Raw genomic sequence first — 17,416 nt, forward strand, 5'->3', positions numbered from 1 at the left:
CGGCCGCGGATAGTCAGTGGGGACAGTCACCGCGACCACCGGAACCGGGCGAAGACCCGCACCGGTTCCGGGCGGTACGTTCTTCCGCTCTGGGGATCCGCCCGAGGATGTCCTGGAGCTCAGTCATGGCGGACTCCTTCAGCGCTCGAGGGGGCAACGATGGTGTGAAACGGCGACCCCGCAGGCGCCGCTCAAGGGGGCGACGATGGTGTAGTCCGGTCTAACGGGCCGCGGAAGACAGCTTCGGGAGGGCCGGCCGGGCCGTCCGGGGCCTGCGGCGATTGCGGGTAATCTTAGAGAGTTCCGGAGCCGGCACCGTGGTCCGGAAGAGCTCATGGCAGGCAGCAAAAAGGCGAGGTTGATGGTCCACATCTGGAACGATCCGTCCGAAGTCCCGGCGGACTTCGGTCCTTCCGTTGTCACGTTCGGCAACTTCGACGGCGTGCACCGCGGCCACCAGCAGGTGCTCTCCCAGCTCATCCGGATTGCCCGGTTGAACCACGCCCGCGCCGTCGCCATCACCTTCGATCCGCACCCCGCGCAGGTGCACCGGCCGGAGTCCGCGCCGGAACTGATCATGGGGCTGGAGGACAAGTTGGCGGCCCTCGGCGAGCTGGGCCTCGATGCCGTGCTGGTGATGAAGTACTCACTCGAGCTGGCCAGCCTCACACCGGAGGAATTCGTCTCCACAGTTCTCGTCGACAGCCTCCGGGCCAGCCACGTGGTAATCGGCCACGATGCCCGCTTCGGCCGCGGCAACTCCGGGGACCTGCACACGATGCAGGAACTCGGGAAGAAGCTCGGCTTCGAGGTGCTGGTCATCAGCGAGTTCGGTTCCGAGGGTTTCCCCATTCACGACGACGCCGGCAAGGACCGCCGCTGCTCCTCCACCTGGGTCCGCGAGGCCCTGCGCGAGGGCGACGTCGCCACCGCCGCCGCCGTCCTCGGCCGTCCGCACCGGATGCGCGGCGAAGTCGTGCACGGCGCCGCCCGCGGCCGCAACCTCGGATTCCCCACCGCCAACCTCGCCTCCAGCTCGAGCGGCTACATCCCCGCGGACGGCATCTACGCCGGTTGGCTTGTGGACCAGGCCGGCACCCGCTGGCCGGCCGCCATCTCGGTCGGCTCCAACCCCACCTTCGACGGCGTCAGCCGTCAGGTGGAAGCTCACGTGATCGACCGTCCGGACGAGGCTCCGGAGGACTTCGATCTGTACGACCAGACAGTAGTGGTGGAATTTGTCGCCAGACTGCGCGGCATGGTGGCGTACCGTGGCCCTGAAGCGTTGGTGGACCAGATGCGTTTGGACGTGGTCCAGGCCCACGACATCCTGTTTGCGCACCGACCGCCCACCCAATCTGCGCACCAACCGCACCACTGATTCAGCTGGCGCACCGGCGGTCCACTACTGGGTCCCCGTGTCGATTCGCGGAATGATTCACAGCCATTTGGCAAGGAAGGCAAGAGAAGTGACCCTTGATAAGAATACGAGGGAGCTGGACAAGGATATTGTCCGCGACTTCAGCTCCCGGATGAGCTATGCGTCCTATCTGCAGCTGCCCACGCTGCTGAGCGCCCAGCAGCCCGTCAGCGCCCCGGAGCACCACGACGAGATGCTGTTCATCATCCAGCACCAGACCACGGAACTGTGGCTGAAACTGGTCCTGCATGAGCTCCACAGCGCCGCCGACTGGCTCCGCGCCGACGACCTCGGCTCGGCCCTGAAGGCGATCGCCCGGGTCAAGCACATCCAGAAGACGCTGACCGAGCAATGGTCCGTGCTGGCCACCCTCACTCCCACCGAGTACTCGCAATTCCGCGGCTTCCTGGGCAACTCCTCCGGGTTCCAGTCGAGCCAGTACCGCGCGGTCGAGTTCCTGCTCGGCAACAAGAACCGCAAGATGCTGCCGGTGTTCGAATCCGATCCGGAGGCCCACGCGATGCTGCTGGAGCTCCTCGAAGCCCCCAGCATCTACGACGACTTCCTGGCCTACCTCAAACGCCAGGGCTTCGACGTCCCGGCATCCTTGCTCGAGCGCGACGTCACGAAGGCCCACGAGTTCTGCCCCGAACTGGTCCCGGTGTTCAAGTACATCTACGAGAACGCGGCTGGCAACTGGGGCGCCTACGAAGCCTGCGAGGAACTCGTGGATCTGGAGGACAATTTCCAGCTCTGGCGCTTCCGCCACCTGCGCACTGTCCAGCGCACCATTGGCATGAAGTCAGGCACCGGCGGCTCCAGCGGAGCCGCCTTCCTGCAGAAGGCTCTTGAGCTGACCTTCTTCCCCGAGCTCTTCGCCGTCCGGACGGAGATCGGCCAATGAGCACCGGCACAACACCCGAAGACTCCGGCACTGAAATGGCAGCAAGCCCCGCGGCAAGCGCTTCGCGGGACGCCATGCGGCAGCGCGCCCAGGAACTTGACGCTGCCGACCCGCTGGCCGCCTACCGCGGGCACTTCATCGGCACGGACAAGGAGCTGTCCTACCTCGACGGCAACTCCCTCGGCCGCCCGCTCAAACGCACCGTCACGGATGTCGGCAGCTTCATCCAGGAGAGCTGGGGCGGCCGGCTGATCCGCGGCTGGGACGAGGAATGGATGGAGCTCCCGCAGGCCATCGGCGACCAGCTCGGACGGGCCGTCCTGGGCGCCGCGCCGGGGCAGACCATCATCGCCGACTCCACCACAGTGGTGCTGTACAAGTTGATCCGCGCCGCGCTGGCCGCCGTGAGGGACCCTGCGCGGACCGAAATCGTGCTGGACACGGACAATTTCCCCACCGACCGCTACCTCGTCGAGGGCATCGCCCGCGAAGAGGGACTGACGCTGCGCTGGATCGACGCCGATCCTGCCTCCGGTGTGACAGTCGAGCACGTGCGGGCCGCCACCGGGCCGGCCACCGCCGTCGTGGTCCTGAGCCAGATCGCCTACCGCTCCGGGTTCCTCGCAGATCTGCCGGGGATCACCGCTGCCGTGCACGACGCCGGCGCGCTCGTCGTGTGGGACCTGTGCCACTCCGCCGGCTCGGTGGAGATCGGCCTGGACGCGGCCGACGTCGATTTCGCCGCCGGCTGCACGTACAAGTACCTGAGCGGGGGACCGGGCTCGCCTGCGTTCGCCTACGTCAACGCCCGGCACCTGCCCGGCCTGCAGCAGCCGATCTGGGGCTGGATGGGACGCAAGGACGCCTTTGAAATGGGCCCCGGCTATGAGGCCGCCGCCGGCATCCGGGGCTTCCTCAGCGGCACCCCGGCCATCTTCGGGATGCTCGCCATGCGCGGGACGCTTGACCTGCTCGAGGAAGTCGGGATGGCAGCCGTGCGGGAGAAATCGCGGAAGCTGACCGCGTTCGCCGTCGAACTCCACGACGCCTGGCTCGCCCCGGCGGGCGTTGAACTCTCGACGCCGCGGGATCCGGAACTGCGCGGGAGCCACATCACGGTGGATCACCCCGCGTTCCGGAAGATGACCGCGGCGCTGTGGGAGCAGGACGTCATCCCGGATTTCCGGGCTCCGCAGGGCATCCGGATCGGGCTGTCCCCGCTCAGCACCTCCTTCACCGAGTTGTACCGCGGCGTGGCCGCCATCCGCGAACGGCTGGAGAGCAGTGCGGGCAGCCGTTTCGACAAGATTAGCGGCGTGCCGGTAAACTAAACGTTGGATCCGGCTGCAGTCCGTGGCGGCTGGTTCTTGTTGTGTACGGAAAACCCTCTGTTTCAGAACGGGGATCCGGCGCGGCACCCCCGGCAGTGAGTTACTGTTTCGGGCCTCACGGCACATCTCTAGGAGTTATCGTGGCACTTGAAGCCGCTGTAAAGCAGTCCATCATCAAGGATTTCGCAACGTCCGAGGCCGACACCGGTTCGCCGGAGGTCCAGGTTGCAGTCCTGACTCAGCGGATCAAGGATCTCACTGAGCACATGAAGGTGCACAAGCACGATTACCACACCCAGCGCGGTCTGCTGGCCATGGTTGGTCGTCGCAAGCGCATGCTGACCTACCTCAAGAACACTGACATCACCCGCTACCGTGCGCTCATCGAGCGTCTCGGCCTGCGCCGCTAGTCAGCTTTAAGGGGCGGCCCCTTCCGTGACGGAAAGGGCCGCCTTCTTCAAACAAAAACTCAACAGGAGGATCAACCGCATCACGCATTCGCGGTCCTCGGTAGTGATCCCCGGGAACGGCTTCAAGGAAATGTTGCCCGGCCCGTGGGTCTCGATCGATGACCGGGTGCAGTGCAGGCCAGTAGACAGATGCTGGACTGGGTTGATGCGGCTGGGCTCCGTGAACCATGAAACGGAGGTGACTCTCTATGGAGGGTCCCGAAATCCAGTTCTCAGAAGCAGTCATTGACAATGGCCGCTTCGGCAAGCGTGTAATCCGCTTTGAAACCGGCCGCCTTGCCAAGCAGGCAGCCGGCGCAGCGATGGTCTACCTCGATGAAGAGACCGCGCTGCTGTCCGCCACCACCGCCGGCAAGCACCCGCGTGAAGGTTTCGACTTCTTCCCGCTGACCGTCGACGTCGAAGAGCGTATGTACGCCGCCGGCCGCATCCCGGGCTCGTTCTTCCGCCGCGAAGGCCGCCCCTCCACGGAAGCCATCCTGGCCTGCCGCCTCATGGACCGCCCGCTGCGCCCCGCCTTCGTCAAGGGCCTGCGCAACGAGGTCCAGATCGTCGTCACCGTGCTCTCCATCAACCCGGACGAGCTCTACGACGTGGTCGCGATCAACGCGTCCTCGATGTCCACCCAGCTCTCCGGCCTGCCCTTCTCCGGCCCGATCGGCGGCGTCCGCGTTGCCCTCGTCGCCGATGAGAACGGCTCGCAGTGGGTTGCGTTCCCGAAGCACTCCCAGCTGGAGAACGCCGTCTTCAACATGGTCGTTGCGGGCAGGGTCGCCGGTGATGACGTCGCCATCATGATGGTTGAAGCCGAAGCCACCGACAACTCCTGGAACCTCATCAAGGAACAGGGCGCCACCGCCCCGACCGAAGAGGTTGTTTCCGAAGGCCTCGAGGCTGCCAAGCCGTTCATCAAGGCCCTTTGCGAAGCACAGTCCGACCTGGCCGCACGCGCAGCCAAGCCGACCGTCGAGTTCCCGGTCTTCCTGGACTACCAGGACGACGTCTACGCCGCTGTTGAAGCCGCTGGCGCCGAGAAGCTGGCCGCCGTCTTCCAGATCGCCGACAAGCAGGAACGCGACACCGCCTCCGACGAGCTCAAGGACGAGGTCACCTCCTCCCTGGCCGGCCAGTTCGAAGGCCGTGAGAAGGAGCTGTCCGCAGCCTTCCGCTCGGTCACCAAGCAGGTTGTGCGCCAGCGCATCCTGAAGGACCAGATCCGCATCGACGGCCGTGGCCTGACGGACATCCGCCAGCTCACCGCCGAGGTAGAGGTCCTGCCCCGCGTGCACGGCTCGGCCATCTTCGAGCGCGGCGAGACCCAGATCATGGGTGTCACCACGCTGAACATGCTCAAGATGGAACAGCAGATCGACTCGCTGTCTCCCGTGACGCGCAAGCGCTACATGCACAACTACAACTTCCCGCCGTACTCCACCGGCGAGACCGGCCGCGTCGGTTCCCCGAAGCGCCGCGAAATCGGCCACGGTGCCCTTGCAGAGCGCGCCATCATGCCGGTGCTGCCGTCCCGCGAGGAATTCCCCTACGCCATCCGCCAGGTGTCTGAGGCGCTCAGCTCCAACGGTTCGACGTCGATGGGTTCCGTCTGCGCCTCCACGCTGTCCCTGCTCAACGCGGGTGTGCCGCTGAAGGCCGCCGTTGCCGGTATCGCCATGGGCCTGGTTTCCGACCAGGTTGACGGCCAGACCCGTTACGCCGCCCTGACCGATATCCTCGGCGCCGAAGATGCCTTCGGTGACATGGACTTCAAGGTTGCCGGTACCTCCGAGTTCGTCACGGCGATCCAGCTGGACACCAAGCTCGACGGCATCCCGGCCTCCGTCCTGGCCGCTGCCCTGAAGCAGGCCCGCGAAGCCCGCCTGCACATCCTGGATGTCCTGAACTCCGCGATCGACACCCCGGACGAGCTCTCCGAGTTCGCGCCGCGCGTCATCGCGGTCAAGATCCCGGTAGACAAGATCGGCGAGGTCATCGGGCCGAAGGGCAAGATGATCAACCAGATCCAGGAAGACACCGGAGCCGACATCTCGATCGAGGATGACGGCACGGTCTACATCGGCGCCACGAACGGCCCGTCTGCCGACGCAGCACGGTCCGCGATCAACGCCATCGCAAACCCGCAGATTCCGGAAATCGGCGAGCGTTACCTGGGCACGGTCGTCAAGACCACGACCTTCGGCGCCTTCGTTTCCCTGACTCCGGGCAAGGACGGCCTGCTGCACATCTCCGAGCTGCGCAAGATCGCCGGCGGCAAGCGCGTGGACAACGTCGACGACGTCGTCTCCGTGGGCCAGAAGATCCAGGTGGAAATCACCAAGATCGACGACCGCGGCAAGCTCTCCCTGTCTCCCGTAGTGGCAGACGGGGCAGGCTCCGAGAACGCCGACAACGCCGAGGTCTCCGAGGAGTCCGCAGAATAGTCTTCTGCACCAAACAGCGGGGCCGGTGGATCATCCACCGGCCCCGCTGCCGTTACAGGTAGGATTGCAGGCAGATTTGGCACATGTTTACTGAAAGGCCTTGATGACTGTCGTACCCCTGCCGCTTGAGCAGAATCAGCATGCCGACACCCTGATCCATGGAGCCGACGGCGGTTCCGAAGTGCGCCGCTCGGTCCTGCCCGGCGGAGTCCGCGTGCTCACTGAAGCTATGCCCGGCCAGCGCTCGGCCACGATCGGTTTCTGGGTCGGAGTCGGCTCCCGCGACGAGGCTCCCGGCCAGCACGGCTCCACGCACTTCCTGGAGCATCTCCTCTTCAAGGGCACCAAGCGCCGCACCGCCCTGGAGATCGCCTCAGCCTTCGACGAGGTCGGCGGGGAATCAAACGCCGCCACCGCGAAGGAAAGCACCTGCTACTTTGCCCGGGTGCTGGACACCGACCTTCCCATGGCGATCGACGTCATCGCGGACATGATCACCGGTGCGGTCCTGGACGCGCAGGAGATGGAGCAGGAACGGGACGTCATCCTCGAGGAAATCGCGATGGACAGCGACGACCCCACCGACGTCGCGCACGAGAACTTCGTCGCCGCCGTGCTGGGAACCCACCCGCTCGGCCGCCCGATCGGCGGCACCCCGGACGCCATCCGGGCCGTCGCCCGCGACTCGGTCTGGGACCACTACCGCCGCTACTACCGCCCCGACGAACTCGTCATCACCGCGGCCGGGGGACTGGACCACGACGTCGTCTGCGGCCTTGTGGTGGATGCCCTGCATGCCGCCGGCTGGAGCCTTGAGCCGGATGCCGCTCCGGTCCAGCGCCGCCCCACGCAGCGCGCCGACATCGCCGGAACCGCCGGGCTGCACGTGGTCAAGCGTCCCGTCGAGCAGGCCAACATCATCATGGGCTGCCCCACGATCGTCGCGACCGACGAGCGCCGCTTCGTCATGAGCGTACTCAACGCGGTGCTCGGCGGCGGCATGTCCTCCCGGCTGTTCCAGGAAGTGCGGGAGAAGCGCGGGCTGGTCTACTCGACCTACTCCTTCGCCTCCTCCTACGCCGACGCCGGCTACTTCGGCATGTATGCCGGCTGCACGCCGTCGAAGGTCCGTCAGGTCCTTGAGCTCCTCGGCGCCGAACTGGACAAGCTGGCCGAGGGCGGCATCTCCGACGAGGAGCTCCGCAAGGCCGTCGGTCAGCTCTGCGGCGGAATCGTGCTGGCACTCGAGGACACCGGCTCCCGGATGTCCCGGCTGGGCCGCGCCGAACTGGTGTCCGGCGAATACCAGGACATCGACGAGACGCTGCGTCAGATCAAGGCCGTGACCGCGGCCGAGGTCCAGGAGCTGGCCCGTGAGCTGGCGGCCGCCCCGCGGACCGTCACCGTGGTGGGACCCTTCGAGGAAACCGAGACCTTCGGCCTCTGAGCTGCGGCTCCGGCTCGCCCGGGACCAAGCTCGCCCGGGACCTAGACAGCACAGGCGGCACCGCGTGATGATGGGGGCGGGGTCACTCGGGAGGACCCCCTGGAAGGAAAACATGGACCGGCCGCTGCCAGGCAGTGCACACGAGGCGCTTGAGGCGTTCCTGGGGCAGTGGACCGGCACCACGCAGTGGGAGGCCACGCCCTGGGGGCCGGCCCGGACAGCGGCCATTGAATTGACCTTCGCCCGGGCGGCAGCCGGCCTGGCCGTCACCCAGAGTTACCGGCACACGGAGGCCGACGGCAGCCGCTCCGAGGGCCACGGCGTCTTCACCATGGACCCCGACCGACCGGACACCCTCTGGTACCACGTGAACAGCGGCGGACTGCCCCCGGAGCCGCCCGCGCGCGCCAGCTGGCAAGAGGGTGTCCTCACCATGGAGCGGCGCAGCGACCGCGGCACCGCGCGGCATACCTTTCGGGTGGACGACGGCGTGCTGACGCACAGCGCCGGACTCCGGCTGGGCAAAGCAATCGAGTTCACCCCGTTCATGACCTCGATCTGCCGACGCGTGGCCGCCTAACCGCCGGCGAAGGGCGGCAGCACATCGACGACGTCGGCCGGCTTGAGTGCCGTGGCACGGTTCCGCACGGCCACCTCGTTGAGCAGGAAGCTGCTCCGGGACAGGATTCGGGCCAGCGGCGGGGTCCCGGCCGGGGGTTCCGGGCGCTCGACGGCGAGGATGGCGTCGAGCAGGGTCGCGAGGGTGTCGCCGTCGGACAGGTCAAAGAGTTCCTCGTCCACGCCGGCGGCGGCGCGCGCGGCAGCGAAGTAACGTACGTTCACAGGTGGTTCAGCCTCCGATGGCGCTCATGCTGCGATCCGGCTGGACGAAGTCCGGAGCGTCCAGTCCGACGTGGTCCATACCGTGGGCCTTGGGCTTGATCCACATGGCGTCCTGCCAGCGTTCGGCAAGTTGTTCGTCGCTGGCGCCCTCGCGGAGCAGCCCCAGCAGGTCGACTTCCTCGCGGGAGAACAGGCAGCTCATGATCTTGCCCTCGGCGGTGATGCGGGTGCGGCGGCAATCGGAGCAGAAGGGCTCGGTCACGGAGGCGATGATTCCCACGGTTCCCAGCACGGGGCCGGTCGCCTCGGCCGTTCCGGGCACGCGGGCCCGGACCTCGAAGCGTTCGGCCGGGGCGCCGTCGCGGTCCCGTGGATCGGCGCTGAGCACATAGTGCACGGAGAGCAGCTCACGGATCTCAGCGGCCGTGATCATGTTCCGGCGGGTCCAGCCGTGGTCGGCGTCGAGCGGCATCTGCTCGATGAAGCGCAGCTCGTAGCCGCGGTCCAGCGCCCAGGCCAGCAGGGCCGGGGACTCGACGTCGTTGATGCCCCGCATCAGCACGGCATTGAGTTTCACAGGACCCAGCCCGGCGGCCCAGGCGGCGTCCACGCCAGCCAGCACTTTGTTCAGGAAGGGGCGCCGGGTCAGCTTGGTAAAGGTCTCCTCGTGCAGCGAGTCCAGCGACACGTTGATCCGGGAGAGCCCGGCGGCTTTGAGCCCGGCGGCCTTTTTGTCCAGGCCCACGGCATTTGTGGTCATCGAAATCGGCAGCTCGGGGTGGGCCTGGCGGAGCGCCGAAATGATGTCCAGCAGGTCGGCCCGGACCAGCGGTTCGCCGCCTGTCAGCCGCAGTTCGCGCACGCCCAGCGTGTCAACGCCGATCCGCACGATCCGGACAATTTCCTCCGCGGACATCACAGCCTGCTTGGACAGCCACTCCAGGCCCTCGGCCGGCATGCAGTAGGTGCAGCGCAGATTGCATTTGTCCGTCAGGGAAAGCCGCATGTCCGTGGCACGGCGGCCGTATCGGTCCACAAGGCCGGCAGGCATCCCGGCCGGGCGTCCGGGCAGCGACGGGGTTCCGGCAGGGCCCGCGCCGGAAACACCTCCGACAGGGCCGGTTCCTTCACGTGGCTGGGGCATGCCAAGCTGAACACTCATAAAGTCAGGCTACGCCACCTCAGGGTAAGCATCACGCCCGTTGAGCCACGCATCTTGCGGATTTCCTTCGGCTGGAGCGGCCATGCCACGCCGGGCCGCTGTACCGGCCCCCGGGGGCGTGACATGGCCCGTGCCCCGGGCGGGTTGCGACCCTATGCTGGAAGGGTGAAAACCTTCCAGGGTGCGCCGGCAGCAGCGGCTTCCGGAAACCGGCGAAAACCGGACCGGCCGGCCATCATGTGGGCAGCCGCAGCCGGAGTGGCTGCTGTGGGCAGCGGGGTTGTCCTGGGGGAAGCCGCCGCCGGTCTCCTGAGTCCCTCCATCTCGCCCGTGACGGCCGTCGGCGGCGCCGTGATCGATGTGGTCCCTCCGGGCGTCAAGGACTGGGCCATTTCGCTCTTCGGCACAGCCGACAAGGTCGCGCTGCTGGGCGGCATGGCCCTGGCCATCGCGACGCTTGCTGCCCTGTCCGGGGTCCTTGAGCTCCGCCGCCGCTTCGCCGGGGTGGCCGTCATTGCGGTTTTTGGAGCCGTGGGCGTCGTCGCCGTACTGGGGCGGGCCGACGTGACCGCCAACGCGATCCCCGTCCCGCTGCTGGCCGCGGCGGTAGGCATCGGGCTGATGCGCTGGCTGGTCCGGCGGCTGGGGGAGTGGCAGGCCGAAGCCGGCCTTGTGGCCGGCCCGGCTGTGGAAGGCCGGACACCCGACGCCCCGACGCAGAGCCGGACGCCGGAGGCCGCGACGACGAGCCGGACACCGGGGAGCCCGGCACAGAGCCCGACGCCGTACAGCCCGGCCCGCCGCCGCTTCCTGCAGGCGCTCGGCGGAACGGCCGCCGTCGCCGCTCTTGGCGGGGTGCTTGCCGCCACGCTGAGGGGAGCCGCCGCCGCCGTCAGCGAACTGCGCAGCAAACTCGTGCTCCCGTCGCCCGCGTCGCCCGCCCCTCCGATCCCGGCCGGTGCCGAGCTGGGGCTGGACGGCATCGGTCCGCTGGTGACCCCGAACAAGGACTTCTACCGGATCGACACGGCGCTGCGCGTCCCGGTGGTGGACCCTGGCCAATGGACCCTGAAGGTCACCGGCCTCGTGGAGCGCGACATCGAACTCGACTTCGCGGCCCTGCTGGCCAAGCCCCTGATCGAACGGCACGTGACCATCGCCTGCGTCTCCAATGAAGTGGGCGGGGACCTGATCGGAAACGCCCGCTGGCTGGGCTGGCCGGTGAGGGAACTGCTGGCCCTGGCCGGACCCAAACCCGGTGCGGACATGGTGCTGTCCCGCAGCACCGACGGCTGGACCGCCGGCACCCCGCTGGAAGTACTCATGGACAGCAGGGATGCGCTGCTGGCTGTCGGCATGAACGGTGAACCGCTCCCGTTGGAACACGGATTCCCGGCCCGGCTCATTGTTCCCGGCCTCTACGGCTACGTCTCGGCGACGAAATGGGTCACCGAGCTGAAGGTGACACGCTTCGCGGACGATGTTGCCTATTGGACGCCCCGGGGCTGGAGCGAGCGCGGCCCTGTCAAGATCTCCTCCCGCATCGACGTTCCCCGGGGCGGACGTTCCGTCGCCGCCGGGACGGTGGCGTTCGGCGGCGTTGCCTGGGCCCAGCACACCGGTATCGGCAAGGTGGAGCTCCGGGTCAACCGCGGTGACTGGCAGCAGGCCGAGCTGGCGCCCGGGATCTCCAAGGACACCTGGTACCAGTGGAAGCTGGCCCTGCCGCTGACCCCGGGGCAGTACGAGGTGCAGGTCCGGGCCACGGACTTCAACGGCGTCCCGCAAGTGGAGGACCGCGCCCCCGTGGCGCCCAGCGGGTCCACCGGCTTCCACACGGTTACAGTTGACGTGAAGTCGTAGCGGGCCCGGCAACCACTGTTCCGGCAATCAGCGTCCAGGCATAGAGCCACGACAAAGGGTCATCACGAGGGGTCAAGAAAACGTATGCACCGCACCCAGACACTGCGCGTCAGCGTGGAAGCGCACCGCGAGGCGGTCCGCCGGCTGCTGGCCCCGCTCCGCACACCGGACCGGATTGAACGGCTCCCGCTGCTCGCGGCCCTCGGACGGGGACTCTCGGCGGACATCGTGGCGCCGGTGGACCTGCCGCCCTTCGCGAACTCGCAGATGGACGGCTTCGCCATCCGCAGCGCGGACGTGCCCGACGGCGGCACCGAGCTGCGCGTCGTGGCGCCCATCCCCGCCGGTGCCGCTCCGGACGGACTCGCCCCGGGCACGGCCGCCCCGATCATGACCGGAGCCATGATGCCGCCGGGAGCGGACGCCGTCGTGCCGATTGAGCAGGCGGTGCCGGACTCCTTTCCCGCGCCCGGAGAGCCGGCCACGGTCACTCTGCCCGCTGCCCCGGCCGGGAATTTTGTCCGCGACGCCGGCAGCGACATCCGCACCGGGGAGCTGGCGCTCGCCGCCGGGACGTACCTGGGACCGGGACAGCTGGGACTGCTGGCCGCGCTCGGGCTCACCGAAGTGGCGGTCTACCGCGCCCTGCGGATCCTCCTCGTCACCACCGGCGACGAAGTCGTGGAACCCGGCAGTCCGCTCGGGCCCGGCAAGATTTACGACTCCAACGGAACCCTGCTCGAATCAGCCATGCGTCAGGCGGGCCTGGCGGTGACCAGAACCGGCATCTCCACGGACCGCCCCGAGGAGCTCGCCGCACTGCTGCGCCGGCACACCCCGGACGTGGACCTGATCGTCACCACCGGCGGCGTCAGCAAGGGCGCCTACGAGGTGGTCCGGCTGGCGATGGACGGGCACGACGTCGAGTTCCTCGGAGTCGCCATGCAGCCGGGCGGCCCGCAGGGGATCGGAACGTTCGACGGCGTCCCCGTCCTCGGGTTCCCGGGGAACCCGGTGAGCTGCCTCATCTCCTTCGAAATGTTCCTGCGCCCCGTCCTCGGCGCCCTGTTCGGCTCGCCCGCCCCGCGTCCCAAGGTCCGGGCGCGGCTGGCCGAAGCCGTGACGTCCCCGCCGGGCAAGCACCAGGTCCGGCGCGGCACACTCCAGCCGGACTGCACAGTCCGCCTCGAAGGCGGCGCAGGCTCGCACCTGGTCAGCGCCCTGGCACACTCGAACGCCCTCATCCACGTCCCCGAAGGAATTGCTGCGCTCGCCGAAGGCGCAGAGGTGGAAGTATGGATGCTGTGAACGATGCAGAAATCCCCACACCGGGAAACCCGGCAGCTGTTAACGCGGACGCCGTTACCGATGAAGCCAGAAAACCGGTCCTGACCCACCTGCGCCAGGACGGCACCGCCCAAATGGTCGATGTGTCCAACAAGGCCGAGTCAACGCGGGAGGCCACGGCCACCGCCACGGTCAACAGCACGGCCGAGGTCCTGACCCTCCTCGGCGCCGGTGACCTGCCCAAGGGCGACGCCCTGGCCGTCGCCCGCATCGCCGGCATCATGGCGGCCAAAAAGACCCCCGAACTCATCCCGCTGTGCCATCCGCTGCCGATCGCCAAAGTCACCGTCGACTTCGAACTGGACACCGCCTCCATCACCGTGTTCGCCACCGTCAAGACCCTCGGCGTCACCGGCGTCGAGATGGAAGCACTGACCGCTGCCTCGGTGGCCGCGCTCAGCCTCTACGACATGATCAAGGCCGTGGACAAGCACGCGGTCCTGAACGACATCAAAGTGCTGGCCAAAAGCGGCGGCAAGAGCGGGGACTGGACCATATGAGCATGCCCGAACCCCACCGTCACGGCGAAGCGACCGGGCGGAAGGCCGGCGTCGTGATTGCCTCGACGCGGGCCGCGGCCGGCGTCTATGACGACCTCACCGGTCCCGTCATCATCGACTGGCTCACCGAACACGGCTTCGAGCCGTTCCCCCCGCTCGTGGTGCCGGACGGGGAGCCGGTGGGCGCCGCCCTCCGCGCCCTCCTCACCCAGCAGCCTGCCGTCATCATCACGAGCGGCGGCACGGGCCTCAGCGCCACCGACGCCACCCCGGAACAGACCCTGCCCCTCCTGGACCGCGAGATTCCGGGCATCATGGAAGGCATCCGGAGCGCGGGAACGGCCAAGACGCCCATGGCTATGCTGAGCCGGGGCCACGCGGGGGCAGCCGGACAGACCTTCATCGTCAATCTCCCCGGATCCCCGAAGGGCGTCATGGACGGCCTGAGCGTGCTGGATCCCATTCTCGGACATCTCTGCGACCAGCTGGAAGGCAGCCATGGGCACTGACACAGGATTTGAAATCGTCCACGCCGTCCTCAGCGACGAACCGATCTCCGTGGACCAAGCCATCGCCGCAGTCGAATCGGACACCGCCGGGGCCGTCGTCAGCTTCAGCGGCGTCGTCCGGAACCACGACGGCGGCAAACCCGTCCAACGGCTCAACTACAGCGCGCACCCGACGGCGCACCAGGTGATGGCCGACGTCGTTGCGGCCCTCGTCGCCGAGCAGTCGAGTGCCGGCGGACCCGGCGGTGAACCCGCCTCCGGGCAAGACCAGCCGGGGCAGGGCCAACCGGTGCGGATCTGGGCGGCGCACCGGATCGGCATGCTGGAGATCGGCGACCCGGCGCTGGTCTGTGCCGTCTCGGCCGCACACCGCGGCCAGGCCTTCGCGGTCTGCTCGGAGCTCGTGGACCGGATCAAGGCGCAGGTCCCCATCTGGAAGGAACAGTTCTTCACCGACGGCACGGTCGAGTGGGTCGGCGCGGGCGAGTAGCGCCAGACGGCGCGGGCGTGTAGCGCCAACCGGCGCGGGACCGGGCCGGCCAGGGCAGGACCTGTAACGCAGGGCCCCGGTTCAAGGAGGCACGGGCCCCGGCGGTAGGGTTGATGGCATGACCGAACAACTCGCAGTCGCCGTGCTGGGCGCGAACGGGCGCATGGGCGCCGAGGCGGTGAAGGCTGTTGAAGCCGCCGCGGACCTGAAGCTTGTGGCGGCCCTCGGCCGGAAGGATTCCCTGGACACACTCGTGGACGCCGGCGCCCTGATCGTGGTGGACCTGACGGTCCCGGAAAGCACCGAAGCCAACGTCCGTTTCGCGGTCGAACACGGCATGCACGCCGTCGTCGGCACCACCGGCTGGGACGCGGACCGGCTGGCACGGCTCGAGGAACTCCTCGCCGGCCAGGAAATCGGCGTCCTGATTGCCCCCAACTTTGCCCTCGGCTCGGTCCTCGCCTCGGCCTTCGCCGCCAAGGCCTCCCGGTACTTCGAATCGGTCGAAATCATCGAACTGCACCACCCGGACAAGGTGGACGCCCCCTCGGGAACGGCCGTGCGGACTGCCCAGCTGATCGCGGCCGAGCGGGAAGCCGCCGGTGTCCCCGCCAGCCCGGATGCCACTACCAGCGAACGCCCCGGTGCACGCGGCTGCGAGGTCGACGGCGTCCGTGTGCACAGCGTCCGGCTGCGGGGGCTCGTGGCGCACCAGGAAGTCCTGCTCGGCGGGCCGGGGGAGCAGCTGACCTTCCGGCACGACTCCTTCGACCGCGCCTCCTTCATGCCCGGCGTGCTGCTGGGCATCCGCAACGTTGCCGCGAACCCGGGCCTCACCGTGGGCCTCGACGGCTACCTGGACCTGGGACTCTGAGCGCCGTGGCCAATGTGCTGACCGCCCTGAAAGCCAACCGCACCAAGATCTGGGTCGGGGCCGTGACCCTGCTGCTCGTGTTCTACCTGGTGGTGTCCTTCCAGCGCTCCGTGCTGCTGATGTCCGATCCCAACCTCGTGGCGAAAGCCATCGGCGTGGCGTACCTGGTCCTCCCGCTGGTCGGTGCCTGGGCCCTCGTCCGGGAGCTGGTGTTCGGCGCCCGTACCGAACAGATGGCGAAAATCCTCGAAGCCGAGGTCGGACTGCCGGAGGACACGCTCCCGCGCACCCCGGCCGGACGGATCATCCGGGAGGCCGCGGACCTCGAATTCGAAAAGTACCGCGCCGAGACGGAAGCGGCGCCGGAGGACTGGCGCTCGTGGTTCCGGCTCAGCTGCGCCTACGACGCCTCGGGTGACCGCAAGCGCGCCCGCGCCTCGATGCGCGACGCCGTCCGGCTGTTCCGTTCCGGCTCGGCCGGGACGCCCGCGGCCTAACGGATGCGGGCCGGCTGGTACCGGCCCAGCTGGTTGGCCGCATGGGCCACCCATTCCAGCGGCCCGCGCCAGGCCAGGGCCGCGAAGATCCCGCCAATAATCACGACGGCGGCTGCCTGCGCCCAGTACACACCGTCCACCGTCCACCCGGACGGCAGCGGCTTCTGGTACAGGGCCGCCATGACGCACAAATGGGCCGTGTAGAGACTCAACGTCAGGGCGCCGGCGCCGCGCAAGGGGAGCAGCAGGTCCAGCTCGACCCATTCGGCAAGCCGGCCCAGCAGCAGGCAGAAGCCCACGACGGCGGCCGCGACCCCCGAAGTATGCAGCAGATCCAGCGTGCTGCCTGAGTGCGGGGCACTCGTGGCCAGCCACCACCACGATCCGGACTGCTCCACCCCGGCAACATTGACCTGCAGCAGGCTCCCCAACGGGTACGAGGGGTCCGCCAGTTGCTCTTCCAGCGCCCTCCGGCCGCCCCAGTCCTCCATCATGACGACGCTGGCCCATTTGGCCAGGACGGCCACCATGGCACCGCCGGCCAGCAGCAGCGCCGAAACGGCCGCCGTCGTCAGGGCCATCCGGCCGATGGCGAGGCCGATCAGCAGGTAGGCGATCCACTGGAACACGGGGTAATAGCCGGTCAGGAAAAGATCGCCGAGCAGGGCCCCCGGCGTGCCGAGGTCCTCCCAGCCGGGGTTGTGTCCGAGGTGCAGCGGCGGGGTGGCCGCCAGGAGCCAGGGCCGCAGCAGGAAAGCCAGCACCGGCGGCATGACGATCCAGAGGGCGGCGAGGGGCAACAGTTGTTTGACCCCCAGCCCAAGGAACGGAAGCACGCAGAGGAACAGGACTGCGTAATGGACCAGGATGATGGCGATATTGACTTCGAGTCCGCCCAGCGAGAGCCCGACGGCGCCGACCACGAGGGCGCGCAGAGTGATGCCGCGCCGGGCCGCCCATAGTTCCGGGCCCTGGAGGGGTTGCTGCTTTCCCGTTGACAGGGCCAGACCGATCCCGGCCAGCACGGCGAACAAGGCGGACGCTCGTCCGGAGAACACCAGCCCCACCCACGTCGGGGTGAGCTGGGCATTGGACTCGAAGGTGGGCAGCACGTGGGTTGCCATCATGCCAAGGAGCGCCAGCCCGCGGGCGGCATCGATGCCTGTCAGCCGGGCGCCGGGCCGCTTGCCCCGGGCGGTCCGGGAATGTGAGGCCGTTGCGCGCTGGGTCATCTTTCGATCGTCTCATGTCCGGCTGGCGCCGCGCCCCCGCAGGCAGTGGCCCTGAACATGTTCACAGGAGCTCCACAGGCCTTGTATTC

General features: G+C 68.2%; 17 protein-coding genes. 14 read left to right on the forward strand and 3 right to left on the reverse strand.

All coding sequences use genetic code 11. The annotated features are described in order from the left end of the window. Window positions 1-361: 361 nt before the first annotated feature. From ACQCSU_RS18840 to ACQCSU_RS18870, 7 genes are all read left to right on the forward strand, one after another. Window positions 362-1,381 (forward strand): bifunctional riboflavin kinase/FAD synthetase, encoded by a 1,020-nt coding sequence (locus ACQCSU_RS18840; RefSeq protein WP_426976767.1) that lies wholly within the window; start codon window positions 362-364, stop codon window positions 1,379-1,381. Window positions 1,382-1,469: 88 nt separating this feature from the next. Then, window positions 1,470-2,324 (forward strand): tryptophan 2,3-dioxygenase, encoded by an 855-nt coding sequence (gene kynA, locus ACQCSU_RS18845; RefSeq protein WP_426976768.1) that lies wholly within the window; start codon window positions 1,470-1,472, stop codon window positions 2,322-2,324. 35 nt (window positions 2,325-2,359) lie between these two features. Next, on the forward strand, window positions 2,360-3,655 hold the full coding sequence (locus tag ACQCSU_RS18850; RefSeq protein WP_426979854.1) for a kynureninase: 1,296 nt from the start codon (window positions 2,360-2,362) through the stop codon (window positions 3,653-3,655). Window positions 3,656-3,795: 140 nt separating this feature from the next. Next, window positions 3,796-4,065 (forward strand): 30S ribosomal protein S15, encoded by a 270-nt coding sequence (gene rpsO, locus ACQCSU_RS18855; protein ID WP_354244612.1) that lies wholly within the window; start codon window positions 3,796-3,798, stop codon window positions 4,063-4,065. Window positions 4,066-4,313: 248 nt separating this feature from the next. Further along, window positions 4,314-6,563 carry a polyribonucleotide nucleotidyltransferase gene (locus ACQCSU_RS18860; protein WP_426976770.1) on the forward strand — a complete coding sequence of 750 codons (2,250 nt, stop codon included), beginning with the start codon at window positions 4,314-4,316 and terminating at the stop codon, window positions 6,561-6,563. Between the two features lie 103 nt (window positions 6,564-6,666). Continuing rightward, window positions 6,667-8,010: a M16 family metallopeptidase gene (locus ACQCSU_RS18865; RefSeq protein WP_426976772.1), complete on the forward strand. Its 1,344-nt coding sequence runs from the start codon at window positions 6,667-6,669 to the stop codon at window positions 8,008-8,010. Between the two features lie 112 nt (window positions 8,011-8,122). Continuing rightward, a complete protein-coding gene (locus ACQCSU_RS18870) occupies window positions 8,123-8,590 on the forward strand; it encodes a DUF1579 domain-containing protein (protein ID WP_426976774.1) in 468 nt (155 codons plus the stop codon). Here ACQCSU_RS18870 and ACQCSU_RS18875 read toward each other — a convergent pair. Continuing rightward, window positions 8,587-8,853, reverse strand: coding sequence for a MoaD/ThiS family protein (locus tag ACQCSU_RS18875; protein WP_426976776.1), 267 nt, complete (start codon window positions 8,851-8,853; stop codon window positions 8,587-8,589). The two genes, ACQCSU_RS18870 and ACQCSU_RS18875, sit on opposite strands and share 4 nt — an antisense overlap. A 7-nt stretch (window positions 8,854-8,860) precedes the next feature. Next, window positions 8,861-10,015: a GTP 3',8-cyclase MoaA gene (gene moaA / locus ACQCSU_RS18880; RefSeq protein WP_426976778.1), complete on the reverse strand. Its 1,155-nt coding sequence runs from the start codon at window positions 10,013-10,015 to the stop codon at window positions 8,861-8,863. 237 nt (window positions 10,016-10,252) lie between these two features. Here moaA and ACQCSU_RS18885 point away from each other — a divergent pair, with 237 nt between their 5' ends. The 7 genes from ACQCSU_RS18885 (at window position 10,253) to ACQCSU_RS18915 (ending at window position 16,095) form a co-directional block, all read left to right on the forward strand. Beyond that, on the forward strand, window positions 10,253-11,878 hold the full coding sequence (locus ACQCSU_RS18885) for a molybdopterin-dependent oxidoreductase (protein ID WP_426979855.1): 1,626 nt from the start codon (window positions 10,253-10,255) through the stop codon (window positions 11,876-11,878). An 84-nt stretch (window positions 11,879-11,962) separates the two neighbouring features. Beyond that, on the forward strand, window positions 11,963-13,186 hold the full coding sequence (locus ACQCSU_RS18890) for a molybdopterin molybdotransferase MoeA (RefSeq protein ID WP_426976780.1): 1,224 nt from the start codon (window positions 11,963-11,965) through the stop codon (window positions 13,184-13,186). After that, window positions 13,174-13,725, forward strand: coding sequence for a cyclic pyranopterin monophosphate synthase MoaC (gene moaC / locus ACQCSU_RS18895; RefSeq protein ID WP_426976781.1), 552 nt, complete (start codon window positions 13,174-13,176; stop codon window positions 13,723-13,725). Before ACQCSU_RS18890 ends, moaC begins: the two co-directional genes overlap by 13 nt. Further along, the gene (locus ACQCSU_RS18900; RefSeq protein ID WP_426976782.1) at window positions 13,722-14,234 is read left to right on the forward strand and encodes a MogA/MoaB family molybdenum cofactor biosynthesis protein; all 513 of its coding nucleotides are present in this window, start codon (window positions 13,722-13,724) and stop codon (window positions 14,232-14,234) included. Before moaC ends, ACQCSU_RS18900 begins: the two co-directional genes overlap by 4 nt. Beyond that, window positions 14,224-14,724 (forward strand): molybdenum cofactor biosynthesis protein MoaE, encoded by a 501-nt coding sequence (locus tag ACQCSU_RS18905; RefSeq protein WP_426976783.1) that lies wholly within the window; start codon window positions 14,224-14,226, stop codon window positions 14,722-14,724. Before ACQCSU_RS18900 ends, ACQCSU_RS18905 begins: the two co-directional genes overlap by 11 nt. Before the next feature lie 118 nt (window positions 14,725-14,842). Beyond that, on the forward strand, window positions 14,843-15,598 hold the full coding sequence (gene dapB, locus ACQCSU_RS18910) for a 4-hydroxy-tetrahydrodipicolinate reductase (protein ID WP_426976785.1): 756 nt from the start codon (window positions 14,843-14,845) through the stop codon (window positions 15,596-15,598). Between the two features lie 5 nt (window positions 15,599-15,603). Next, window positions 15,604-16,095: a hypothetical protein gene (locus ACQCSU_RS18915; RefSeq protein ID WP_426976786.1), complete on the forward strand. Its 492-nt coding sequence runs from the start codon at window positions 15,604-15,606 to the stop codon at window positions 16,093-16,095. On the opposite strand, the gene ACQCSU_RS18920 is transcribed toward ACQCSU_RS18915, so the two are convergent. Then, entirely contained in the window at window positions 16,092-17,327 is a 1,236-nt protein-coding gene (locus ACQCSU_RS18920; protein ID WP_426976788.1) for a heparan-alpha-glucosaminide N-acetyltransferase domain-containing protein, read from the reverse strand. The genes ACQCSU_RS18915 and ACQCSU_RS18920 overlap by 4 nt on opposite strands. Between the last annotated feature and the right edge of the window lie 89 nt (window positions 17,328-17,416).

The sequence above is a fragment of the Pseudarthrobacter sp. O4 genome, from assembly GCF_050157025.1.
GTDB lineage: Bacteria > Actinomycetota > Actinomycetes > Actinomycetales > Micrococcaceae > Arthrobacter.